Below are 22,672 nucleotides of genomic sequence, written 5' to 3' on the forward strand. Positions count from 1 at the left end.
CGCCACACCGAGTGAATTGACATTGGCGACCCGTTCGGGGGGCGCGTTCGGGGCGCGAATGTTAAATTCGAGGCTATGCCGGCCACGTATATTTGCTAGGGGTTCCCCGCCCTTAACATTCGCAAGAAGGTTCGCGGAAACGAGGCGCGAAAGTTCGCTAGCCTGCTGATTCGGGGAGACAAATCCCGTTTTTCGATGATTGGCTCAACGTCTCGCTAACGATGTTCGCTCAGAAAGGCTTCACCGGCACTCGGTAACACTGTGCATCCGGAAAAAGGATGCGCACGCACCCGATGCAATTGGCCGATCACCATCGCGATCCCGATACGATGTCGCCAGCGATATATGCGGCGCTCGTAGGGTCGCTATTTCAGAACCCGGCGCCGATGTTCGCCGGAGCGGTTTGCGCGGCGATCGCCGCCACCATGACCGCATTGAAAACCGGCAATCATCTGCTGTGGCCGTGCGCGGTGCTCCTGGTCCTCATCGGCGCGCTCCGCAGCTTCGATATGATGAAATACAAGCGCCGCCGCTCGGAGCTGACCGCGACCGAGGCAACGCGCTGGGAGATCAGGTACCAGACCGGAGCGGTGCTTTACGCGATCGTGCTCGGCGCGTGGTGCGCCATCGCTCTTCTAATGACTGACGATGCTGTTGCGCATATGATCTGCATCTCGGTCACCACGGGATACGTGGCGGCCGGCGCCGGCCGCGCCTACGGGCGCCCGTGGATTTTCCATCTGCAGATTCTGCTGACCAGCGGACCGATGGCGGCAGCGATGGCGTTGCGCGCCGACCCCTACTATGTCGGGACGGCCCTTCTCACCGTGCTGTATTTCCTCGGCCTGGAGAGGATCACGACAAGGCTGCAGGCGATTTTCGTTCGCGCGCTGATCGCGCGCGAGCGCGAAGCGGCGCTCGCCGGCCAGTTCGACACCGCGCTGAACAATATGCCTCATGGCCTGTGCATGTTCGGCGCAGACGGTCGTCTCGGCGTGATGAATTACCGCTTCAGCGAAATGATGCGTCTCCCCGACGGTTTCGTGCATCGCAACGTCGGTGCGGCAGAGGTCATCGCGGCATGCGTAGCAGCGGGAGCGATGTCATCCGAAAACGGAAAGACGATCATCTCGGAGGTCGAGAATTCGCTGGACGGGGCTATCGTGACCGCCGACGCGGATACGGAACACGGTCGGGCACTGTCGTGGACGTTCCAGCCGATGGCCTGCGGCGGCACGGTCATTCTCGTCGAGGACATCACGGAGCGGCGCGAGGCGGAAGCGAGAATCAGCCATCTCGCCCGCTTCGATTCGCTCACGGAACTGCCCAACAGACTGAGCTTTCGCGACGAAATCGAACGCCTGCTGGCTTTCTCGAACAGCGAGTCGCGGTTGTCGGCGTTGCTGTTCATCGACCTCGATCAATTCAAGCAGATCAACGATACCCTCGGCCATCCCTGCGGCGATCGCCTGTTATGCATCGTTGCCGACCGGCTGCGCGGGATGCTGCGCCCGGAGGATTTCGTCGCGCGTTTCGGCGGTGATGAATTCGTCATATTCCAACAGAACATCCGGTCAGCGGAGGAGGCGGCCACGCTGTCGCGCCGCGTCGTCGAGCGGCTGACCGAGAGATACGAGGTCGATCACCACCTGGTCGAGATCGGCGCGAGCATCGGCATCGCGCTGACGTCGCCGGGCGTCACAGCCGACAACCTTCTCAAGAACGCCGACATGGCGCTCTATCGCGCCAAGGCCGACGGCCGCGGAACCTTCTGCTTCTTCCGTAACGAGATGGCGGAAATCGTCGAAGCGCGTCGAGTCCTCGAACTCGATCTGCGCAAGGCGTTGGCCAACGAACAGTTCGAGCTGTTCTATCAGCCGCTGGTCAACCTGAGGTCGGGACGGATCACCACTTGCGAGGCGCTGCTGCGCTGGAATCATCCGACGCGCGGAACCGTCTCCCCGATGGACATCATTCCGGTAGCGGAGGAGATGGGTCTCATCATCGATCTCGGCCGCTGGATTTTGCGCAAGGCCTGCATGGAATGCATGACGTGGCCGGACGCCGTCAGCGTCGCCGTCAATTTTTCGTCACAGCAGTTCCACCAGCGCGACATCCTGAGCGAAGTTCGTTACGCGCTGGAGGTGTCCGGTCTTCCCGCGCACCGTCTGGAAATCGAAATCACGGAATCGTCCTTGCTGCGCAACACCGACTGGACGCGGGACGCGCTGACGCAGTTGCGCTCGGCAGGCGTGAGGATTTCGCTCGACGACTTCGGCACGGGTTATTCGAGCCTCAGCTATCTGCACAACTTCCCGCTTCAGAAGGTCAAGATCGACCGCTCGTTCCTCGATGGGATCGAGGCGGACCGGCCGCTGACGCTGCTCCGCGGCGTGGCACGTCTGAGCGCAGATCTCGGCATGTCCGTCGTCGTCGAAGGCATTGAAACCAACGAGCAGCTCGAACTCATCAGTGCGGACGGCACTGTGTCGGAAGCGCAGGGCTATCTGTTCAGCCGCCCGGTGGCCGCGGCGCGGATTCGCCAGCTTCTGGATGCCTCACATGGACGGCATTTGCGTGGCGACAATGTGAAGGTGCTACCGTCCCGGTCTATCGCTTGAAATTTTCTCCTCCAATTCGCCCGCCTCGAATTGAAAATCTTCTAATCCCGGTGAAATGGAATTGTTAAGATCGATACGAAATAAAATAACAAGGAGGAGACGAATTAACTCTAATGCTTCGTTATCTTTGCAATATGTTAGCAAAGCGCTAACCTTTGGCCGTCGGCTGGGATTCAAAATGGATCGGGGGTGTTCCAATGGGTTCAGCTCAACAGGTGGCGGCCAAGCCGGCGGAACGCGGGATCGAGCTTCTCGATCGCATCGATTATCGTCTGATGGAGACGCCCGCGGACCGGGACATCATCTACCGCCTTCGATATCGCGCCTATCTGAAAGAAGCCGCGATCGACCCTAACCCGGATCGCAGGATCACCGATCGTTTCGACGACATGCCGAACTCCTGGATTTTCGGCGTCTATCTGGACGGCGCGCTGGCCAGCTCCATTCGCCTCAGCATTTCATCGCCGGAATATCCGCTTTGTCCGTCGGTGGACGTGTTTCAGGATTACCTCCAGCCGGAGGTGGATCGGGGCAAGGTCATGGTTGATCCGACCCGCTTTGTCGCGGATCCGGAAATCGCGGGACGATTTCCCGAACTGCCCTACCTCACGCTCCGGCTCTGCTTCGTCGCCTGCAACTTCTTCAATGCCGATCTCGGTCTGGCCACCGTTCGTCCCGAGCACCGCACCTTCTATACGCGGCTGTTCAATCACCAGCCGCTAAGCCCGCCTCGCGTCTATCCGGGCCTGATCAAGCCGATTTGCCTGATGGCGGTCGATTTTCCGGCGTCCCGCGAAAAGGTTTTCGCCCGCTATCCTTATCTGCGTTCAAGTTATTTCGAACGTCGGATGTTGTTTGAGCGTGGATCCGGCGCCTTGGCCCCGGCGCTGACCGGTTCCGCGCTTCCGTTCGCCCGCGCCTCGATCGTCCCGAAGTCTTGATCCTGTTCCTTGTCGGACGACGGTGCGATGCCCGATCGCCGTGAATTCTGAAGCGGCTGCGGACGTGCGCCGGGCGGGAAAACCGCTGCCGGTTCACCGTCACGCCACATTTCCAACCCATTAACCATGCGGGCGCTTCTTCCGAAAAAAATGGCATTTGATGCAGTCGGGCAACGTCTCATCAAGGTTGACGGAACGTTCGCTTAACCATCGCGCTGTAGAGCGGATGACAGTTGGAAAAACGTGAGCGTGGAGGCTCCGGAATGTTAGATCAGAAGCGAATGCTCCGGGGATTGAAGCTGGCTGCCGTGCTCGCCGTGGCGTTGTCGATGGGGGCTTGCGCCAACAAGAATCCTCTGGACGGGAGCGCGATGGCCAATGCCGCGACCCCCGGCAGCCAGCAGGATTTCGTGGTCAACGTCGGCGACCGCGTCTTCTTCGATAGCGACCAGACCAATCTCTCGCCACAGGCGATCACGACGCTGGAGAAACAGGCGCGCTGGCTGCAGACCTACAATCGCTATTCCTTCACGATCGAGGGCCATGCCGACGAGCGCGGCACCCGCGAATACAACATTGCGCTCGGCGCACGCCGCGCGCAGACGGTTCGGGCCTTCCTTGCATCGCGCGGCATCGACCCGAGCCGGATGCGGACCATTTCATACGGCAAGGAGCGCCCGGTTGCGGTCTGCAACGACGTCTCCTGCTGGTCCCAGAACCGCCGCGCCGTCACGGTGCTGAACGCCAGTTCCTGACGTTTCCCGCATGTCGATTCCGGCCGGCGCCTTCGAGGCGCCGGTTCTGTTTCGGACGGAACCCAAGACCATCCAGACCAAGACCATCCAAGACCAAGACCAAGAAAACGTCTGTGGCGTTTTCGAGCGAAGCATGTCCTCACGCTTGAACCGGGGATGGATACCGTTTCGCGTGAAGAAAACGCGTCAAATCAAAACCGTAGACCGGCCTCCGATTCCATCGGCAGCGGAATGGCTCAGAGATGAGACTGGCCGGGACGGAAGATCGTCGTAAAGTGATTGCCGGTGTTGGACCAAGTCACATTTTCGGCGCAGTCGGGTTTTCAATGGATGCGCTTTCGATGTGACGTTCATTTCAATCGTCAGGCCAAAATGTCATCCATAGCCTCGAGGCTTGCGCGCGCAGCGGCCGTTGCCGCCGTGCTTGCGCTGTCGTCACCCGCATTCGCGCAATACGATGGCGACCCTGAAATCCGCATTCAGCAGCTTGAAGATCAGCTCAGAACGCTGACCGGGCAGAACGAGGAATTGCAACACCGCAACAAGCTGCTCGAGCAGCAATTGCAGCAGCTCCAGCCTGGAGCCGCGCCGTCGGGCGTCGCCGCCGCCGCTCCGCCGCCGCAACCGGGTCCGGGGTACAGCCAGCCGGGCTACGATCAGCAGGGAGGTCAGGCGCCCGCCGTTCAGGAGCAGGCTGTGACCGTGCCCGCGCAAGGCCATCGCGGCGATGCCTTCGATCCCAGCCAGAATCCCAACGCGCCGGGCGCTCCTCGCGCGCTGGGCGGTGGTCGGATGCCGCTGCCCGCTGAAGCCGTCGATGCGCCCGGCGGCCGGGAGGCTGGCGCCCCGCTCGATCTCGCCAATACCGGTTCCCGCCGTCCGGGATACTATCCGCCCGAATCCGCTCCGTCCAATACCGGGGGCTTGACCACCCTGCCGCCTTCGGCGTCGCCGCGCGACGAGTTCGATCTGGGCATCGGTTACATGGAGCGCAAGGATTATGCACTCGCCGAGGAAACCATGCGCAATTTCACCCAGAAATACCCGTCCGATGCGCTGACCGGCGATGCGCAGTACTGGCTCGGTGAAAGCCTGTTTCAGCGCCAGAAATATCGCGACGCGGCCGAAGCTTTCCTCGGCGTCACCACGAAGTACGATAGTTCGCCGAAGGCGGCCGATGCGTTGCTGCGGCTCGGACAATCGCTGGCCGCGCTGAAGGAAAAGGAGGCCGCCTGCGCCGCGCTCGGCGAAGTCACGCGCAAATATCCCCGCGCTTCCGCCGGGGTGAAGCAGGCCGTGGACCGCGAGCAGAAGCGGGTGAAGTGCTGAAGAACGAGCCCCGCGCCTGATTCCATCAGCGGCGCAAAGGCTCTAAACATTGCGGCATGATCGAGGACGACGCCTCGCCGATTTTGGCAACGGAAGCCAAGCTTTTGTTTGCGGACTGGAAAGCGGCCCGCGCGCTCGTCCTCGCCGTGTCCGGCGGCCCGGATTCGATGGCGCTGATGTGGCTTGCGGCGCGCTGGCGGCGCGGTCTGAAATGCGGCCCCGATCTGATTGCGGTCACCGTCGATCATGGCTTGCGGCGCGAAGCGGCGCGCGAGGCACGCAATGTGAAGCAACTCGCCAGGTCTCTTGGCATTTCTCATCGCACCTTGCGCTGGATCGGCAAGAAGCCGGCGACCGGCCTGCCCGCAGCCGCGCGCGAGGCGCGATACGCGCTGCTGTTCAAGACGGCGCGGTCCCATGGCGCCAGCCACGTTCTGACCGCGCATACCTTGGACGATCAGGCCGAGACGGTGTTGATGCGGATATCGCGCGGCAGCGGCATTGCCGGCCTGTCCGCCATGGCGCGCGAAACCTCGCGTGAGGGGGCCGCCCTGGCCCGCCCGTTGCTGCATGTCCCGAAGTCGCGGCTGATCGCGACGCTCGGAAAAGCCGGAATCGGCTATGCGGAGGACCCGACCAACCGCGACGTCAGCTTCACGCGGCCCCGCTTGCGCGCGCTGATGCCGGCGCTGGCGAACGAAGGATGCGACGCCCGCAACCTGGCGCGGCTGGCGTGGCGTCTGGCGCGGGCTAATATGGCGCTCGAACTTCTTGTCGACGGCGCCGAGCGCTATCTGGCGTTGCGGGATCGCGCCGCGCACCATTCAGGTTTTCAGGCAAGCGCCTTTGCCGCCCTGTCCGAGGAGATCAGGGTTCGGTTGCTGTTGCGGGCGATCGGTCGCGTCGGCTGCGAAGGATCGGTCGAACTGGGCAAGGTCGAGTCCCTTCTGGCGGCTCTTGATCGCGCGGCGGCGGATAACGTCGCCGCGGGGCGTCGGATTCTGCTGAGGCGGACATTGGCGGGAGCGCTGGTGACGCTCACCGCCGAGCGGATCACCGTTGAGCCGGCGCCGCCGCGGCGCCGACAGGGCTGACGCGGCAGGGCCTTGCGAGGGCGGCGCGTTAACCGTCGCGCAAAACGCCGCGTCATGACGAGCCGGAAAAGGGTTATATATTCTATATTGCGCCAGGTTCCATATGAGGCCTGCGTGCATCGGCGATCATGCGCCTAACTGAAGCGTGAAGGGCCATGCCGATCGCCTGAGCCCGTTGAAAGGTGAAGCGGATCAAAGAGGTGACAGAACCCGGCCCCGCGGCGCTGAAATGCCTTGTAGCTGAAATGCCTTGTAAACGTATCCCGGCCGAATAGGTTTAAATTTGACGAGAGTCTCGCGCGGTTCCCTTGGCAGCGGCAATCGTCGCGCCTAGATTGTATACGTGTCGGCAACCCTTATCTGTTGAGTCGATGCAGGGACATCCGGCTGCGATCCGCGCGGCCCCGAAGGAAAATCGATGAACGCCAATATGCGCAACTTCGCCCTCTGGGTCATCATTGTCTTGCTCCTGTTGGCATTGTTCACGCTGTTCCAGAATCCTGGCCATCATACGGCCGCGCAGGATATCTCGTTCTCGCAGTTGCTGACCGAAGTCGATCAGAACAATGTCCGCGACGTCGTGATCCAGGGGCAGGAGATCCACGGCACCTTCACCAACGGCTCCAACTTCCAGACCTATGCGCCGGCCGATCCGGGACTGGTCAAGAAGCTCTATGACGCCAAGGTGCAGATCACCGCGAAGCCGCCCGGCGACGCCGTACCGTGGTTCGTTTCGCTGCTGATTTCGTGGCTGCCCTTCATCGCGCTGATCGGCGTGTGGATTTTCCTGTCGCGCCAGATGCAGGGCGGCGCCGGCAAGGCGATGGGGTTCGGCAAGTCGCGCGCCAAGATGCTGACCGAGGCCCACGGCCGCGTCACCTTCGAGGATGTGGCGGGCGTCGATGAGGCCAAGCAGGATCTGCAGGAGATCGTCGAGTTCCTGCGCGACCCCGGCAAGTTCCAGCGGCTCGGCGGACGCATTCCGCGCGGCGTGCTCCTGGTCGGCCCGCCCGGCACCGGCAAGACGCTGATCGCGCGCGCAGTCGCGGGCGAGGCCAATGTGCCGTTCTTCACCATTTCCGGTTCCGACTTCGTCGAGATGTTCGTCGGCGTCGGCGCGAGCCGCGTCCGCGACATGTTCGAGCAGGCCAAGAAGAACGCGCCCTGCATCATCTTCATCGACGAAATCGACGCGGTCGGCCGTCACCGTGGCGCCGGTCTCGGCGGCGGCAATGACGAGCGCGAGCAGACGCTGAACCAGTTGCTGGTCGAGATGGACGGCTTCGAGGCCAATGAGGGCGTGATCCTGATTGCCGCGACCAACCGCCCCGACGTGCTCGATCCCGCGCTGCTGCGTCCCGGCCGCTTCGACCGGCAGGTCGTGGTGCCGAATCCGGACGTCGTCGGCCGCGAGCAGATTTTGAAGGTGCACGTCCGCAAGGTGCCGCTGGCGCCGGACGTCAATCTCAAGACCATTGCCCGTGGCACGCCAGGGTTCTCCGGCGCCGACCTGATGAACCTCGTCAACGAGGCGGCGCTGACGGCCGCCCGGCGCAACAAGCGCATGGTAACCCAGTCGGAGTTCGAGGAAGCCAAGGACAAGGTGATGATGGGCGCCGAGCGCAAGTCGCTCGTCATGACCGAGGAAGAGAAGATGCTGACGGCCTATCACGAGGGCGGTCATGCCATCGTCGGCCTCAATGTCGTCGCCACCGATCCGATCCACAAGGCCACCATCATTCCGCGTGGCCGGGCGCTGGGCATGGTGATGCAGCTTCCCGAGCGCGACAAGCTGTCGATGTCGCTGGAGCAGATGACCTCGCGGCTCGCCATCATGATGGGCGGGCGCGTGGCGGAGGAAATGATCTTCGGACACGAGAAGGTGACGTCCGGAGCGGCCTCCGACATCGATCAGGCGACGCGCCTGGCGCGCATGATGGTGACGCGCTGGGGCCTGTCGAAAGAACTCGGCACCGTGGCCTATGGCGAGAACCAGGACGAGGTGTTCATCGGCATGTCGGTGAGCCGCCAGCAGAACGTCTCCGAGGCGACCGCGCAAAAGATCGACTCCGAGGTCAAGCGTCTGGTCGAAGCCGGCTACAAGGATGCGACCCGTATTCTCACCGAGAAGCGGGCAGATCTGGAGACGCTCGCCAAAGGTCTGCTTGAATTCGAAACGCTGACCGGCGACGAGATCACCGATTTGCTGAACGGCAAGAAGCCGAACCGGGAATCGGTGCTGGAGCCGGCCACCCCGCGCACCTCGGCGGTGCCGCCGGCCGGAAAAACCCATCCGCCGCGCTCCGACCCGGATCCGGGTCTCGAACCGCAGCCGCAGGCCTGAGGTCATTCGCGAACCGTCTATCGGCGAACAGCAGACGAAACAGAACAGCCCGGCGCAAGCCGGGCTGTTCTCACGATTCGACTGTTTTTCACGATTGGCATTGCCGCGAAGCCGGAATGGGTGAGGCGCGCGGAAAGCGTTCGGCCAAGGAAACGGCGGCTCGCGCAGCTTGCGTGGAGTCGTCGAAACGTGGTGTAAGGCGAACACGCTTTCCTTCACGTGGAATGGTTTCACCGCATGGCCAAAGTCGCCTCGAAGTCCAAAAAGCCCGCTGCGAAATCAAAGTCATCGGCGACACCTCCGGCCAAGGCCGCAAGCTCCGGCAGCGCGCGCAAGGCGATGAATAAGGCGACAAAAGCCGCGCCGCTCCTGAAGGACAAATGGGTCTATGCGTTCGGGGGCGGCAAGGCGGAAGGCAAGGCGGAGCTGAAAGAGTTGCTCGGCGGCAAGGGCGCCAATCTCGCCGAGATGGCCAATCTCGGTCTGCCGGTGCCTCCCGGTTTCACGATTCCGACCTCGGTCTGCACGTTTTTCTATACGCATGACAAATCCTATCCCAAGGAATTGAAGCCGCAGGTCGAAAAGGCGCTGCAACAGATCGCAAAAATTACCGGGAAAGTGTTTGGCGACGTAAAGCGCCCGCTGCTGGTCTCGGTGCGATCGGGGGCGCGCGCGTCGATGCCCGGGATGATGGACACCGTGCTCAATCTCGGCCTCAACGACGAGACCGTCGAGGCGCTGGCCGCGATGTCCGGCGACCGGCGATTTGCCTATGACAGCTATCGACGCTTCATCACCATGTATTCGGACGTCGTGCTCGGCTTCGCGCATCATCACTTCGAAGATATTCTGGATACGTTCAAGGACACCAAGGGCTATTCGCTCGACACCGACCTGACCGGCGACGACTGGATCGAGATGGTGGGCAGGTACAAGACCGCCGTTGCCCGCGAGACCGGCAAGGATTTTCCGCAGGATCCTCATGAGCAGTTGTGGGGCGCGATCGGCGCGGTGTTCTCGTCCTGGATGAATGCGCGGGCGGTCACCTATCGCCGCCTACACAGCATTCCGGAATCGTGGGGGACCGCCGTCAACGTGCAGGCCATGGTGTTCGGCAACCTCGGCGAGACCTCGGCGACCGGTGTGGCGTTCACGCGCAATCCCTCGACAGGCGAGGGCCGTCTCTACGGCGAGTTTCTGATCAACGCCCAGGGCGAGGACGTGGTGGCGGGCATCCGCACGCCGCAGGACCTCACCGAGGCGGCGCGCCAGGAATCCGGTTCCGACAAGCCATCGATGGAAACCGCGATGCCCGAAGCTTTCAAGGAGCTGACGCGCATCTACACCCTGCTCGAAAAGCACTATCGCGACATGCAGGACATGGAGTTCACCGTCGAGGACGGCAAGCTCTGGATGCTGCAGACCCGCAGCGGCAAGCGCACCGCGCGTGCCGCGCTGCGCATCGCGGTCGAACTCGCCAATGAGGGCGTGATCTCGAAGAAGGATGCGGTTGCCCGCATCGATCCGGCCTCGCTCGACCAGTTGCTGCATCCGACCATCGATCCCGACGCGTCGCGCGAGGTGATCGCCACCGGGCTGCCGGCGTCGCCGGGCGCCGCGGCCGGCGAGATCGTGTTCTCCCCCGATGACGCGGCCAAGCTGCAGGCCGACGGCCGCAGGGTCATCCTGGTGCGGATGGAGACCAGCCCCGAAGACATCCACGGCATGCACGCCGCCGAGGGTATCCTGACCACGCGCGGCGGCATGACCTCGCATGCGGCCGTGGTCGCGCGCGGCATGGGCAAGCCCTGCGTGTCGGGCTGCGGCGGCATCCGCGTCGATTACGGAAGCGGCACCATGAGCGTCGGCGACCGCGTCTTCAAGGTCGGCGACGTCATCACCATCGACGGATCGCTCGGAGAGGTGCTGGCGGGACAGATGCCGATGATCGAACCCGAACTGTCGGGCGAGTTCGGCACGCTGATGGGCTGGGCCGACGAGGTTCGCAAGCTCGGCATCCGCGTCAACGGCGACACGCCGGCCGACGCCCGCACGGCGGTGAAATTCGGCGCCGAGGGCATCGGCCTGTGCCGCACCGAGCACATGTTCTTCGAAGAGACCCGAATCCGCACCGTGCGCGAGATGATCCTGGCTGAAGACGAGCAGGCGCGCCGCGCCGCGCTGTCGAAACTGCTGCCGATGCAACGCGCCGATTTCGTCGAGCTGTTCGAGATCATGAAGGGCTTGCCGGTCACGATCCGGCTGCTCGATCCGCCGCTGCACGAGTTCCTGCCGCATACGCAAGCCGAGATCGAGGAAGTCGCGCGCGCGATGAATACCGATCCGCGGCGGCTGGCCGAGCGCGCCCGCAGTCTGGCCGAGTTCAATCCGATGCTCGGCTTTCGCGGCTGCCGCCTCGCGATCGTCTATCCGGAGATCGCCGAGATGCAGGCGCGAGCGATTTTCGAGGCCGCGGTCGAGGCGGGCAAGCGCACCGGCAAGGTCGTCGCGGCCGAGGTCATGGTGCCGCTGATCGCGACCAAGGCGGAATTCGATCTGATCAAGGCGCGGATCGATGTGACCGCGCAGTCGGTGATGCGCGAGACCGGCGCCAAACTGAGCTATCAGGTCGGCACCATGATCGAATTGCCGCGCGCCTGCCTTGTGGCGGGCGAGATCGCTGAGAGCGCGGAGTTCTTTTCGTTCGGCACCAACGATCTGACGCAGACGACCTTCGGCATCAGCCGCGACGACGCCGCGAGCTTCCTCGGCACCTATATCGCGAAGAACATTCTGGAGATCGATCCGTTCATCTCGATCGATCGCGGCGGCGTCGGGGAACTGGTGAAGATCGGTGTCGTTCGCGGCCGCAAGACCCGGCCGAATCTCAAGGTCGGCATCTGCGGCGAACACGGCGGCGATCCGGTGTCGGTGGCGTTCTGCCACGAGATCGGATTGAATTACGTGTCGTGCTCGCCCTACCGCGTGCCGATCGCGCGCCTTGCCGCCGCGCAAGCCGCGCTTCGAAAGACCGTCGCAAGCAAGGCCTGATTGCCCGCCTGGTCGGGATTATGCCGGCCCCATCTTGATCACGCCGCGGCCTTCGCTCGCGTGGATTTGTCCCTTCGCTCTGCGGCCGGCTGCGGCCGGCGTTGACCTGATCTTTACCATTCCGCCGGAGCCGTTGTTTACCAACGTTTGCAGTTTCTCGGCGCGATCGCGATGCGCTCTTGCCTGTGGCGCGCGCGCACCGCCGGTTAACGCCCTCGCAACTTTAATGGGATATTACCGAAATCGATCGAATTGCACCGGACGTTGCGGATCGATCGCGTGTGTGGCGTTGCGTGAGCGTATCGATGTCTGTGTTGCGTAACCAGCCGAAGGGTGCGCGCCTTGCGCTTTTCGGTTTAGCCCTCTGCTTCTTCGCATTGATCCCGAACGAAACCGGCTATCAGGACATTGCCGCGCTGCTTGCGCGCCAACCCGGCGTGGCGGAACGCTGGCAGAAGCGTATTTTCGCCTCCGCGGTCAGTTCCATTCAGGTCGCGACCTTCAGCTTCGGGCGTCCGGTAGGGACTTCAGCGCCGCGTGCGGCGACGCTCATGCTTGCCAGTCTCGAAGGCCAGGATGTTGACGCTTTCACGCACAACCGGCTGATGCGGCCACCGCCGCGTTATCGGGCTTCGGATTTTCCCAAGGTCAATCGGGCGCTGAAAGGCGATCGTTTGACCATCGTGACGCCGGGCAGGAAAACGGCCGTGCCGCCGAGCGTTGCGCCAACGGATCCATCGACATCCAATGCATCGGTGATGGGTGAAAAGACGGCGACGGCCGTGCATGCCGCCGATCCCGTGGCTCTCGACCCCGAATTGACGGACGCCCTGAACGCACCGCCGCTGCCTCAATACGATGTCTCGCTGTCGCCCGAGTCGCAGCCGCTCGACGATCTCAAGCGGCATGACAAAGCCGACGATGCGGCCATCGAGCCGCAGCCTTTCGCCGATGGGTTCTCGATCAAGACGGCAAGCCTGTATTTCGGCGGTTCGTCGCTGGGAGCCGAGAGCGGCGGCCTTCAACGCTGGCAGCCCGGCGAGGAGCCGACGATCGTGACGCCGGGTCCGGCGGCGGATCCCGATATGAAGGCGTCCATGCCGCCGCGGCAGGACGTCGGGAAGGCTGGCGAAACCGTCGTCGGCAAGGGCAAGATCGAAACGCCGGCGGAGCGACTCGGCTTGCTGGACCAGAAGAAACGCGCCAAGCAAGAAAAATGCCTTGCCGAAGTGGTCTATTTCGAAGCGCGCGGCGAAGCGGTCCGCGGCCAGATCGCGGTCGCGCAGGTGGTCATGAACCGCGTGTTCTCGGGCTACTACCCGACCACCGTGTGCGGGGTGGTCTATCAGAATGCGAACCATCATCTGGCTTGCCAGTTCACCTTCGCCTGCGACGGCATTCGCGACGTGGTCACCGAACCGGACATGTGGGACCGCGCCCGCAGGATCGCGAAGGCCACGCTCGATGGGCGGCTGTGGCTGCCGGAAGTCGGCAAGTCGACGCATTATCACGCGTACTGGGTGCACCCGTCGTGGGTCCACGAGATGAGGAAAATGTATCGTACCGGCGTTCACACCTTCTATCGCCCGCGCGCCTGGGGCGACGGCCGCGATGAGCCGAGTTGGGGCTCGACGGCCCAAACCGCCGAGATCTCTGCGAGACTGGCGGAGGCCGCGCACAGCTCGGCCGAACTGCGCGCCAGGCGGTAGCTCCGCAGGTGATCAACCTGCCGATCGTCGAAGCCCGGTCCGGCGGGCGGTTGCGCAGCCTGCCTAATGGGTTCAATTTCCCGGAAGGCTCGTCCAGATATCGGGGAGCGGCAGCGATGGCGACATTCAAGGCGATCCGGATCGACAAGACCGGGAACGGCACGACGGCCGCGCTGACCCAGTTCGATGAAGCCGAGTTGATGGATGGCGACGTCACCGTTCGCGTCGAATGGTCGACGCTGAACTACAAGGACGGCCTGGCGCTCACCGGCAAGGCGCCGGTGGTGCGGCGCTTTCCCATGATCGCGGGCGTCGATTTCGCCGGCACGGTCGAGCGGTCCTCTCATCCCTCCTGGAAGGCGGGCGACAAGGTGATCTGCAACGGCTGGGGCATGGGCGAAACCCACCTCGGGGCCTATGCGGAAAAGGCCCGCGTCAAGGGCGACTGGCTGGTGGCGCTGCCCGAAGGTGTGACGGCGCGCGACGCCATGGCGATCGGGACCGCGGGCTACACGGCGATGCTGGCGGTGCTGGCGCTCGAAAGGCATGGCGTGATGCCGAAGGACGGTCCGGTGATCGTGACCGGAGCCGCCGGCGGCGTCGGGTCGGTGGCGACGGCGGTCCTCTCGAAGCTCGGCTACCATGTCATCGCCTCCACCGGCCGTCTGTCGGAAGCCGGATATCTCAAGGATCTCGGCGCGGCCGAGGTGATCGACCGCAACGAACTGACGGGTCCGGTCAAGCCGCTTGCGAAGGAACGCTGGGCCGGCGGGATCGACAGCGTCGGGTCCACCACCCTCGCCAACCTGTTGTCGATGACGAAATACCGGGGCGCGATCGCCGCCTGCGGCCTCGCCGGGGGCATGGACCTGCCGTCCTCGGTCGCGCCGTTCATTCTGCGCGGGGTATGTCTGCTCGGCATCGACTCCGTGATGTGCCCGATCGAACTGCGGAATACCGCATGGCTGCGGCTTGCGACCGATCTGGATCGATCGAAGCTGACTGAAATCACTCATGAAATCGGGCTGGACGACGTTATCGGGAGTGGCGCGTCGATCCTCGCCGGCAGGGTCCGCGGGCGCATCGTGGTTAAAATTCTCTAGGGATGTTCAGACTTTACCAACCAACCTGCTCCAATGTTGCCACGGTTGGTATGGTAAGCAGCGGGTAAAGGCGTCAGCCGTTGGCGGTTACCCCGCGCTCATGTTTGTCGGAGTTGCAGTATGCTCGCGCGTTTCGTGTCAGGGGCCCTGGTTGCAGGTGCGATCGCCGCACCGGCAATGGCCGGTCACATGATGAATGCCGACGAGGCCAGGCGTTTCGTCGCCGGCAAGGTTTTCGCCTTCACCTGCTTCGACGGCACGCGCGGCGCGGGCCGGGTGTTCGAGGACGGCAGCGCGGCCGGCGCGGTGCAGTTCAGCGGCTCTGGTCCGGTTCGCCACATGAGGCTGCCGGGCAATACGCTTCAGGTGCGTGGTCAGGCGGTCTGCGCCTCGCTCAAAGGGCTTCCGTTCGAGCCGTGCTTTAATCTCGACAAGCAGAGCGATCGCAGCTTCCGCGGTTCGGTTTCCGGCATGGGCTTTGCCTATTGCGACTTCAACCATCAGGGCGGCAGGCAGATGCTGCTGGCGCGCGCCGCCGCGCATCCCCGCGCTCGCCGCAAGGTTTCGCGCACTGCCGCCGCGCCGAAGACGGAGGTGACCGCGCGGGTCGAGACCCCGCGAGTGGAGAGCGCCGGACTCGACCCCGTCAAGCCGGAAGCGAAGCCGGCCAAGGTCGAGGGCGCCTTGGAACTCCGCCGTTCCACGGACTGAATCGGGCGGAGGGCGAAAAAACGTGCCGGATCGATTACCCGGCGCGCGCCCTTCATCGAAAAAAGGCAACGCGCGGCCATCGTGCGGTCAGCGAGCGCCGGTTGTTGATCAGGCTGCGGTCGTCAAGGGATTATAATTATATCGGAGTCGATTTGCCGCGCCGCTTGCTCAGCGAACCATAAAATGCATATCCGGATCTGCGACCCGCTATCAGAGTTGGGTGTCTGGCGATGAAAAAGCCGGTGGTCGGCGTGATCGGCAATTCGCACCGCCTCGAGAGCCGATTTGAAATGCAGATGGTCAGCGAGAGGAATCTGCGGGCGGTCGCGGAGGTCGCGGGCGCGTTGCCGCTGATGTTCGCGGGCTGCCCGGAGGTCACAGACATCGGAGCGCTGCTCGATGTCGTCGATGGCGTTGTGTTGGCCGGGGCGCGCGCCAACGTCCATCCGAGCCGTTTCCGCGCCGAGCCGGATCCGAGGCATGAGCCTTACGACCTCAACCGCGACGATCTCGCATTGTCGTTGGCGCAAGCCTGCGTCGCCCGTGGCGTTCCGATCTTCGGCATCTGTCGCGGCTTGCAGGAGATGAACGTCGCATTCGGCGGCTCGCTGCATCCGGAGATTCGCGAGTTGCCGGGACGCCTGAATCACCGGATGCCGCGGCTGGAGAACGGCGAGATTCATCCGGACCCGACCGTGATATTCGCCGATCGCCACGATGTCAGGCTGGTCCAGGGCGGAGCGTTCGCGCGATTGCTCGGCCGCGAAACCATTCGCGTCAATTCGCTGCACGGGCAGGGTATCCTCGAACCCGGCAAGCGCATCGTGGTCGAAGGCGTGGCCGAGGACGGCACCATCGAGGCGATCCGCATCGCGGATGCGCCGGCCTTCGCGCTCGGCGTTCAATGGCACGCCGAATATGAACCGCTGCGCAATTCGATCAACCGCGCGCTGTTTGAGGCGTTCGGCGAGGCGCTGCTTGCGCGTCGGTGCGTGGCCTGAGTGTTACTCGCGAACTCGTCATCCGCCGCCAAAAAATCTTCAAAACTTCGTACGGTTTTGGTCACGATTGACTCAATAATCGCCGCATCTACCGTCGCACCCTCACTTCTCCCCGGTCGACTCCTGCACGTGGCGACCTGACCAGACCCTGTAACACCTCATGGAGTGTCCCATGCGAGCGCTTTTCCTCGCTCCCCTAGCCATGGCCTTTTGTCTGAGCGCATCGGCCGCGCAGGCGGCTGACTCCGCCGACTCCCACGATATCAAGGGTCTGTATCTGATGACCGACTATCCTGCGGTCACCGTCAGGCCCGGCACGACCTCCACCATTCCGCTCCGCCTGCAAAACTACGGTCTCGCGCCGGAGCGATATCAGTTGTCGATCGCCGGCGTTCCGGGCGGCTGGACCGCGACGCTGCTGGGCGGAGGCCAGCCGGTCGCAGCGGCGATGCCGGGGCCCGACTCCAACGTCTCGCTTCAACTGCGCCTCGACGTGCCGAAGAATGCCGGCATGACCGCAAAGACCCTGACGGTGAAGGCGGAAGGGCAGGGCAATCAGGCGGTCTTGCCGATCGACGTGGCGCTGGCGAAGGATTTGCCGGCCAAGCTCACGGTGGAGTCGAAGCTGCCGGAGCTGCGCGGCAGTCCAAAATCGAATTTCGAATATACGCTGACCATCAAGAACGACAGCGGCCGCAATCTGGTCGCGAGCTTTGCCGCCGACGCGCCGCCCAATTTCGAAACGTCGTTCACGGAAGCCTACGGAACGCAGGAACTGTCGTCGATTCCGATCAATGCCGGCCAGTCCAAGGACATCAAGCTCAAGGTGCGGCCTCCCGGCACGATCGACGGCGGGCACTTTCCTATCGGCGTGACCGTGAAAGCCGAAGACGCAACCGCGAAGACCGAGCTTGCGCTCGATATCACGGGTCAGCCACAGCTTCATGTTTCCGGACGCGAGGGACTGCTGAGCGCAAGCGCGGTTGCCGCCAAGCAGAGTTCGATCCCGATCGTCGTCACCAACAGCGGCAGCGCGCCCGCCGACAACATCAGCCTCTCGGCCAGCGCGCCGACCGGCTGGAAAGTTACGTTTCAGCCCGCCACGATCGATCGGCTGGTGCCGGGCAAGGATGCCCAGGTGCAGGCGCTGCTCACGCCGAGCGATAAATCGCTCGCCGGCGATTACATGACCACCATCACCGCGACCTCACGAGGCGATACGGCCTCGGGTCAGTTTCGCGTCATGGTCTCCACATCGACGGTCTGGGGAATTGCCGGCGCCGGCGTCATCGGCGCTGCGCTGCTTCTGATGCTGGGCGCGGTTGCAAGGTTTGGACGCCGATGACCAGCGAAACGGGAGAGGACATCGTTATCACCGCGCGCGACCTGACCAAACGCTATGGCAAGGCTCACGTCGTCGATGGCATCAACTTCGACATCGCCAAGGGTGAAACCTTTGGATTGCTCGGACCGAACGGCGCCGGCAAGACCACCACCATCCTGATGATGCTCGGACTGACCGAGATTTCCGCAGGAACGGTTCGCGTGCTCGGCAGCGACCCGGCGCGAGCGCCGCTTCAAGTCAAGCGCAGGGTCGGCTATCTGCCGGATTCGGTCGGCTTCTACGATCACCTTACCGCGGTCGAAAACCTGGCTTACACCGCCAAGCTGATGGGATTTCGACCCGCGGAACGGGCGCGCCGGATCGCCGCGGCGCTCGGGCGTGTCCGGCTGCTCGACGTAGCTGACAAACGCGTCGCCACGTTCTCGCGCGGCATGCGTCAGCGGCTTGGGCTCGCCGAAATCATCGTCAAGCAGGCCGAAATCGCGATCCTCGATGAGCCGACCTCCGGGCTCGATCCCCAGTCGACGATCGAGTTTCTCGGCCTGGTCGGCGAGCTGAGGGCGGATGGCATCACAGTGCTGCTGTCGTCGCACATGCTCGATCAGGTGCAGCGGGTCTGTAGTCGCGTTGCGTTGTTCCAGTCCGGACGCATCGTGCTGATGGGCGCGGTCGCCGACCTGGCGCGGCAGGTGCTGGGCGCGGGCTTCGTGGTCGAGGTGGAGGCTGATGGCGGCGGTCTGGACCGGCGGCTCGCCGCGATACCGGGCGTCACCGGCGTCGAGACGCTGGCAGCGGATCGTTTCCGTCTGACCGCCGACCGCGACGTGCGGCCTGACGCCGCGCGTGCGGTGGTGGCGGCCAACGGATCGCTGCGGCGCCTTTCGGTCGACGAGCCGAGCCTTGAGACCATCTACGCGCGCTACTTCCAGGACCAGTCCGGAGAAACGCAGGGGGCGCGGCATGCGGCGTGAGGGATCGCCTTTTCAGGGTGTCGGGACTGTCGTCGTCAAGGAACTGGCGGACAATCTTTCAAGCGCTCGCATGTTCGTGCTCGAATGGCTGATCGTGCTGACGGCGCTCGCAGCCCTTTACAGCGCCATCGACAGCCTGCGGCGCACCACGGCGCAGGATCCGTTCCTGCTGTTGCGGCTGTTTACGGTCAACCACGAGCCGCTGCCTTCCTTCGTCGCCATTCTCGGATTCCTGATCCCGCTGATGGCGATCGGATTGGGTTTCGACGCGATCAACGGCGAGCATAACCGGCGCACATTGTCGCGTATTCTGGCGCAGCCGATCTACCGCGACGCGCTGCTGATCGGAAAGTTCCTTGCCGGTCTGGTGATGCTGGCTATGAGTCTCGCGGCGCTGTGGCTGATGGTGATCGGTCTGGGCCTGATCTTCCTCGGCGTGCCGCCGGGCGGTGAGGAGATGTCGCGGTCACTGGCCTTCCTGGTGATCGCGGTGTTCTACGCAGGTGTCTGGCTCGCGCTCGCGATGCTGCTGTCGATCGTGTTTCGCTCGGCCGCCACGGCGGCGCTGGTGGCGCTCGGCATCTGGCTGTTCCTGACGGTGCTGTGGCCGATGCTGGCGCCGGCAATTGCACAGATGATCGCGCCGCCTGATCCGCGTTACGCGATACTGGGAATGGAAACGCCGGATACCGCGATCTGGACCCAGATGCTTTCGCGCATATCGCCGAACGATCTGTTCAGCGAAGCGATGGTCGCCGTGCTGTCGCCGACGACGCGAACGCTGGGCCCGGTGTTTCTCGATCAATTGCGTGGCGCGGTGCTGGGTTCGCCGCTTCCCTTGAGCCAGAGCCTGATCATCGTTTGGCCGCAGACCGTCGGGTTGATCGCCGGCACCATCGCGCTGTTCGTGATTGGCTACGTCGTGTTCCAGCGTCAGGAGGTGAGGGCCTGACGCTGACCGCGCATCAATCCAGATCGACGCGGAACGGCCGGCCTTCGATCGCCATGTTGCCGGGGCCTATCTCGTCGAGCGCGCGCAGCATCCGTCCCTCGCGGCCGAGCGCCTTGTCCGCCAACGCCACGATCAGCCGGTTCGGCTGCGCGACCGGCGAGGCCGCGCGAATCTGCCGTGCGATGGAAATCTCGTCGCGATGCGGATTGAGCGCGCAGGCGGCGGTGAAGGCGCTCGCGCTCGATCGGCTGATCCCGGCGTAGCAATGCACCACCAGCGGCGCCTTGCGGTCCCAGCCGCGCACGAAGGCGAGAAGCTGGATGATATGGCCGTCGTTCGGCGCGATGAAGCCGTCCGCGGGCTCGTTGATGTCGTCCATCGACACCTTCAGATGATTGGCTTCGAGCACGGAGCGCGGACGCTGCACCTGATCGACATTGGCCATCACGGTGAGGATATGGCTGGCGCCCGTGGTTCTGACGGTATCGGCCAGCAGGGCAAGCGAGCAGACGTGGATCATGGCATTCCTGGTTTTCTCGGGAATATAGGCTCGTAAGCGCAGGGGCGAAAGGCGGTCTCCCGCCTGGGAACCGCCTGGAGCCAGCCTAAGCCATCAAGCCTGCAGGCTCTTGAACCGCGCCAGGAACCGCTTCTCGGCCTTTCCTGCCGACCATGGAGTCAGGTAGTCGTCGATCAGCACCGCCGGCAGGCCGGGATCGCTGCCGAACAGGCGCTTCGCCTCGGGTTCGGAGAAGCCCGCAAGATGCGTCGCCTCGAGATAGGCCGCCCCCATGTCGGCATCCTTGATCTGCCGCGCGATATCGGTGGGCAGCGCCGGTTGCAGCCCGAAGCGGACGTGGATCGCCGACAACAGCCGCTTCTCCACCGTCTTGTAGGAACCGCCGATCACCGCCTTGAACGGCGAGATCATGTCGCCGATGACATATTCCGGCGCGTCATGCAGCAGCGCCGCCAGCCGCACGCCGATATCGACGCGCGGGGTATGCTCGCGCATCACGGCTTCGACCAGCAGCGTGTGCTGTGCGACCGAGAAAATATGCGCGCCGCGGGTCTGGCCGTTCCATCGCGCCACCCGGGCGAGGCCATGGGCGATATCCGCGATCTCGATATCGAGAGGGGAGGGATCGAGCAGGTCGAGCCGTCGGCCGGACAGCATCCGCTGCCATGCGCGCGACGAGATTTTCGGAGCCGCTTTTGCCGTCATATCGTCGCAAGGCGCGGCTTGCGGGTCTGCTTGCCGCATCTCTCATGGCAATGGCACGTCACCAGATGGTCGTTGACCATGCCGGTCGCCTGCATGAAGGCATAGACGATGGTGGGGCCGATGAACTTGAACCCGCGCGAGGCCAGTTCCTTCGAGATCTTGATCGAGAGCGGCGTCGAGGCCGGCACGGTCGCGGTGGTCTTGAAGCGATTGACCTTCGGCGCGCCATCCATGAAGTCCCACAGCAAAACGGAAAAGCCCGGACCCTGCTCCATGATCGCCAGATAGGATTTCGCGCTTGCGACGGCGCCCTCGATCTTCGCCCGGTTGCGCACGATGCCGGCGTCGTTCATCAGCGCGTGGATTTTTTTGTCGCCATAGCGCGCGATCTTTTCCGGGTTGAAGTCGTCGAAGGCGCTGCGGAAGTTGTCGCGCTTGCGCAGGATCGTGATCCACGACAGGCCCGCCTGAAAGCCGTCGAGGATCAGCTTTTCGAACAGCGCGCGGTCGTCGTATTCGGGTATGCCCCATTCGGTGTCGTGATAGGCGAGATAGAGCGGATCGTCGCCGGGCCACGGACAGCGGGTCAGGCCGTCGGCATGCAGGCGCGCGGATTGCGTCATGCGACCGTCTTCTTCGCCGCGAGCTTGAGGTCATCAGGATCGGCGATACGGATCGTCACGGCACCCGCCGTCAACGCAATCCCGGCCTCGATCGCGTCCGCGGCGCGATCCAGCCGCAACAGCGCAAGCCCATGGCCCGCGGCCGACGAGCCCATGGTGCCCACCGGTTTGTCCGCCGCGACGACGGCCGTGCCGGCCTCCGGCGCGCCATCGTCGAAAAGCACGCGCACGATCCGGCTGCGCGCGGTGCCGCGATGCTCCATGCGCGACACGACTTCCTGGCCGACATAGCAGCCCTTGTCGAAATCGACGCCGTGCAGCCGGTCCATGTTGGCTTCATGCGGAAAGGCGTCGCCGAACGTGAAATCGGCGCCGCCGCTCGGCACGCCGGCTGCGATCCGGTGGGCCTCATAGTCGGAGCTTTCGACCAGTTCGGCGCCGATCACGGTGGCCGCCCGGGCCGCGAGGTCCTGCGGTGCGAGAATGCGCCAGCCGAGCTTGTCGCTGCGCGGGTCGGCGAAGGTCAGGTCCGGCTTCATGGCGGGTTCTCCGTCCCAGGCCGCCAGCACGCCGAGCGTGCTGGAGATGTTGTCGACCGTCACCTTGGCGCGCAGCTTGTAGAAGCCGAGCTTGGTCGCAAGCGGTTGCGCCAGCGGCAGCGGGCAGTCGATCAGAAAGCCGCCGCCATGGCCGGGCTGCGCTTCGGTGATGAGGAAATCGAAGGTGATCTTGCCCTGCGGCGTCAGCAGCGCGCCGAACCGCCCGAGCCCCGGCTGGACCTTGGTCACATCGGTGGTCACGAGACCGTTGAGAAAATTGCGTGCGTCGTCGCCGCTGACCTTGACCACCCCCCGGTCGGGAAGAAACGCTGCTTTCATGACACTATCTCTTGGCCGG

General features: G+C 63.8%; 18 protein-coding genes. 14 read left to right on the top strand and 4 right to left on the bottom strand.

The genetic code is table 11. The features are described 5' to 3' along the window. Positions 1-293 precede the first annotated feature (293 nt). The 14 genes from ACMDCM_RS16360 to ACMDCM_RS16425 all read left to right on the top strand — a co-directional run bounded on the left by ACMDCM_RS16360 (position 294) and on the right by ACMDCM_RS16425 (position 19,927). A complete protein-coding gene (locus ACMDCM_RS16360; protein ID WP_412774786.1) occupies positions 294-2,621 on the top strand; it encodes a putative bifunctional diguanylate cyclase/phosphodiesterase in 2,328 nt (775 codons plus the stop codon). A gap of 197 nt (positions 2,622-2,818) precedes the next feature. Then, positions 2,819-3,562 (top strand): N-acyl amino acid synthase FeeM domain-containing protein, encoded by a 744-nt coding sequence (locus ACMDCM_RS16365; RefSeq protein WP_412774532.1) that lies wholly within the window; start codon positions 2,819-2,821, stop codon positions 3,560-3,562. Positions 3,563-3,825: 263 nt separating this feature from the next. Continuing rightward, positions 3,826-4,317 carry a peptidoglycan-associated lipoprotein Pal gene (gene pal / locus ACMDCM_RS16370; RefSeq protein ID WP_412774533.1) on the top strand — a complete coding sequence of 164 codons (492 nt, stop codon included), beginning with the start codon at positions 3,826-3,828 and terminating at the stop codon, positions 4,315-4,317. Positions 4,318-4,689: 372 nt separating this feature from the next. Beyond that, positions 4,690-5,646 (top strand): tol-pal system protein YbgF, encoded by a 957-nt coding sequence (gene ybgF, locus ACMDCM_RS16375; RefSeq protein ID WP_412774534.1) that lies wholly within the window; start codon positions 4,690-4,692, stop codon positions 5,644-5,646. A 56-nt stretch (positions 5,647-5,702) separates the two neighbouring features. Beyond that, a complete protein-coding gene (tilS, locus tag ACMDCM_RS16380; RefSeq protein ID WP_412774535.1) occupies positions 5,703-6,740 on the top strand; it encodes a tRNA lysidine(34) synthetase TilS in 1,038 nt (345 codons plus the stop codon). A gap of 418 nt (positions 6,741-7,158) precedes the next feature. Continuing rightward, positions 7,159-9,084: an ATP-dependent zinc metalloprotease FtsH gene (gene ftsH / locus ACMDCM_RS16385; RefSeq protein ID WP_412774536.1), complete on the top strand. Its 1,926-nt coding sequence runs from the start codon at positions 7,159-7,161 to the stop codon at positions 9,082-9,084. A gap of 237 nt (positions 9,085-9,321) precedes the next feature. Beyond that, positions 9,322-12,135, top strand: coding sequence for a pyruvate, phosphate dikinase (ppdK, locus tag ACMDCM_RS16390; protein ID WP_412774537.1), 2,814 nt, complete (start codon positions 9,322-9,324; stop codon positions 12,133-12,135). Positions 12,136-12,440: 305 nt separating this feature from the next. Beyond that, on the top strand, positions 12,441-13,844 hold the full coding sequence (locus tag ACMDCM_RS16395; protein WP_412774538.1) for a cell wall hydrolase: 1,404 nt from the start codon (positions 12,441-12,443) through the stop codon (positions 13,842-13,844). A 116-nt stretch (positions 13,845-13,960) separates the two neighbouring features. After that, positions 13,961-14,947 (top strand): acrylyl-CoA reductase (NADPH), encoded by a 987-nt coding sequence (gene acuI / locus ACMDCM_RS16400; protein ID WP_412774539.1) that lies wholly within the window; start codon positions 13,961-13,963, stop codon positions 14,945-14,947. 120 nt (positions 14,948-15,067) lie between these two features. After that, positions 15,068-15,658: a hypothetical protein gene (locus ACMDCM_RS16405; RefSeq protein ID WP_412774540.1), complete on the top strand. Its 591-nt coding sequence runs from the start codon at positions 15,068-15,070 to the stop codon at positions 15,656-15,658. A 230-nt stretch (positions 15,659-15,888) separates the two neighbouring features. Further along, a complete protein-coding gene (locus ACMDCM_RS16410; protein WP_412774541.1) occupies positions 15,889-16,659 on the top strand; it encodes a gamma-glutamyl-gamma-aminobutyrate hydrolase family protein in 771 nt (256 codons plus the stop codon). Positions 16,660-16,831: 172 nt separating this feature from the next. Next, entirely contained in the window at positions 16,832-18,004 is a 1,173-nt protein-coding gene (locus ACMDCM_RS16415; protein ID WP_412774542.1) for a COG1470 family protein, read from the top strand. Next, entirely contained in the window at positions 18,001-18,975 is a 975-nt protein-coding gene (locus ACMDCM_RS16420) for an ABC transporter ATP-binding protein (RefSeq protein WP_412774543.1), read from the top strand. Before ACMDCM_RS16415 ends, ACMDCM_RS16420 begins: the two co-directional genes overlap by 4 nt. Beyond that, positions 18,965-19,927 (top strand): ABC transporter permease, encoded by a 963-nt coding sequence (locus tag ACMDCM_RS16425; RefSeq protein WP_412774544.1) that lies wholly within the window; start codon positions 18,965-18,967, stop codon positions 19,925-19,927. The genes ACMDCM_RS16420 and ACMDCM_RS16425 overlap by 11 nt, the downstream gene beginning before the upstream one ends. 13 nt (positions 19,928-19,940) lie before the next feature. Here the strand turns inward: ACMDCM_RS16425 and ACMDCM_RS16430 are convergent, their stop codons facing one another. The 4 genes from ACMDCM_RS16430 to ygfZ form a co-directional block, all read right to left on the bottom strand. After that, positions 19,941-20,447 carry a tyrosine phosphatase family protein gene (locus ACMDCM_RS16430; protein ID WP_412774545.1) on the bottom strand — a complete coding sequence of 169 codons (507 nt, stop codon included), beginning with the start codon at positions 20,445-20,447 and terminating at the stop codon, positions 19,941-19,943. 93 nt (positions 20,448-20,540) lie between these two features. Next, the gene (locus ACMDCM_RS16435; RefSeq protein WP_412774546.1) at positions 20,541-21,152 is read right to left on the bottom strand and encodes an HD domain-containing protein; all 612 of its coding nucleotides are present in this window, start codon (positions 21,150-21,152) and stop codon (positions 20,541-20,543) included. Beyond that, positions 21,149-21,775, bottom strand: a complete 627-nt coding sequence (locus tag ACMDCM_RS16440) for a DNA-3-methyladenine glycosylase I (protein WP_412774547.1) — start codon at positions 21,773-21,775, stop codon at positions 21,149-21,151. The genes ACMDCM_RS16435 and ACMDCM_RS16440 overlap by 4 nt, the downstream gene beginning before the upstream one ends. Beyond that, positions 21,772-22,653, bottom strand: coding sequence for a CAF17-like 4Fe-4S cluster assembly/insertion protein YgfZ (ygfZ, locus tag ACMDCM_RS16445; protein WP_412774548.1), 882 nt, complete (start codon positions 22,651-22,653; stop codon positions 21,772-21,774). The genes ACMDCM_RS16440 and ygfZ overlap by 4 nt, the downstream gene beginning before the upstream one ends. Positions 22,654-22,672: the final 19 nt, after the last annotated feature.

The sequence above is a fragment of the Nitrobacter sp. genome, assembly GCF_047149785.1.
Classification (GTDB): Bacteria; Pseudomonadota; Alphaproteobacteria; order Rhizobiales; family Xanthobacteraceae; genus Nitrobacter.

Excerpts from the sequence above, each read along its gene's own strand:
- ACMDCM_RS16365 (WP_412774532.1), top strand. The coding sequence starts at position 2,819 with ATGGGTTCAGCTCAACAGGTGGCGGCCAAGCCGGCGGAACGCGGGATC.
- ygfZ (WP_412774548.1), bottom strand. The coding sequence starts at position 22,653 with ATGAAAGCAGCGTTTCTTCCCGACCGGGGGGTGGTCAAGGTCAGCGGC.
- ppdK (WP_412774537.1), top strand. The coding sequence starts at position 9,322 with ATGGCCAAAGTCGCCTCGAAGTCCAAAAAGCCCGCTGCGAAATCAAAG.
- ACMDCM_RS16360 (WP_412774786.1), top strand. The coding sequence starts at position 294 with ATGCAATTGGCCGATCACCATCGCGATCCCGATACGATGTCGCCAGCG.
- ACMDCM_RS16425 (WP_412774544.1), top strand. The coding sequence starts at position 18,965 with ATGCGGCGTGAGGGATCGCCTTTTCAGGGTGTCGGGACTGTCGTCGTC.
- ACMDCM_RS16405 (WP_412774540.1), top strand. The coding sequence starts at position 15,068 with ATGCTCGCGCGTTTCGTGTCAGGGGCCCTGGTTGCAGGTGCGATCGCC.
- ftsH (WP_412774536.1), top strand. The coding sequence starts at position 7,159 with ATGAACGCCAATATGCGCAACTTCGCCCTCTGGGTCATCATTGTCTTG.
- ACMDCM_RS16410 (WP_412774541.1), top strand. The coding sequence starts at position 15,889 with ATGAAAAAGCCGGTGGTCGGCGTGATCGGCAATTCGCACCGCCTCGAG.
- tilS (WP_412774535.1), top strand. The coding sequence starts at position 5,703 with ATGATCGAGGACGACGCCTCGCCGATTTTGGCAACGGAAGCCAAGCTT.
- ACMDCM_RS16395 (WP_412774538.1), top strand. The coding sequence starts at position 12,441 with ATGTCTGTGTTGCGTAACCAGCCGAAGGGTGCGCGCCTTGCGCTTTTC.
- ACMDCM_RS16435 (WP_412774546.1), bottom strand. The coding sequence starts at position 21,152 with ATGACGGCAAAAGCGGCTCCGAAAATCTCGTCGCGCGCATGGCAGCGG.
- ybgF (WP_412774534.1), top strand. The coding sequence starts at position 4,690 with ATGTCATCCATAGCCTCGAGGCTTGCGCGCGCAGCGGCCGTTGCCGCC.
- acuI (WP_412774539.1), top strand. The coding sequence starts at position 13,961 with ATGGCGACATTCAAGGCGATCCGGATCGACAAGACCGGGAACGGCACG.
- pal (WP_412774533.1), top strand. The coding sequence starts at position 3,826 with ATGTTAGATCAGAAGCGAATGCTCCGGGGATTGAAGCTGGCTGCCGTG.
- ACMDCM_RS16440 (WP_412774547.1), bottom strand. The coding sequence starts at position 21,775 with ATGACGCAATCCGCGCGCCTGCATGCCGACGGCCTGACCCGCTGTCCG.
- ACMDCM_RS16430 (WP_412774545.1), bottom strand. The coding sequence starts at position 20,447 with ATGATCCACGTCTGCTCGCTTGCCCTGCTGGCCGATACCGTCAGAACC.
- ACMDCM_RS16420 (WP_412774543.1), top strand. The coding sequence starts at position 18,001 with ATGACCAGCGAAACGGGAGAGGACATCGTTATCACCGCGCGCGACCTG.
- ACMDCM_RS16415 (WP_412774542.1), top strand. The coding sequence starts at position 16,832 with ATGCGAGCGCTTTTCCTCGCTCCCCTAGCCATGGCCTTTTGTCTGAGC.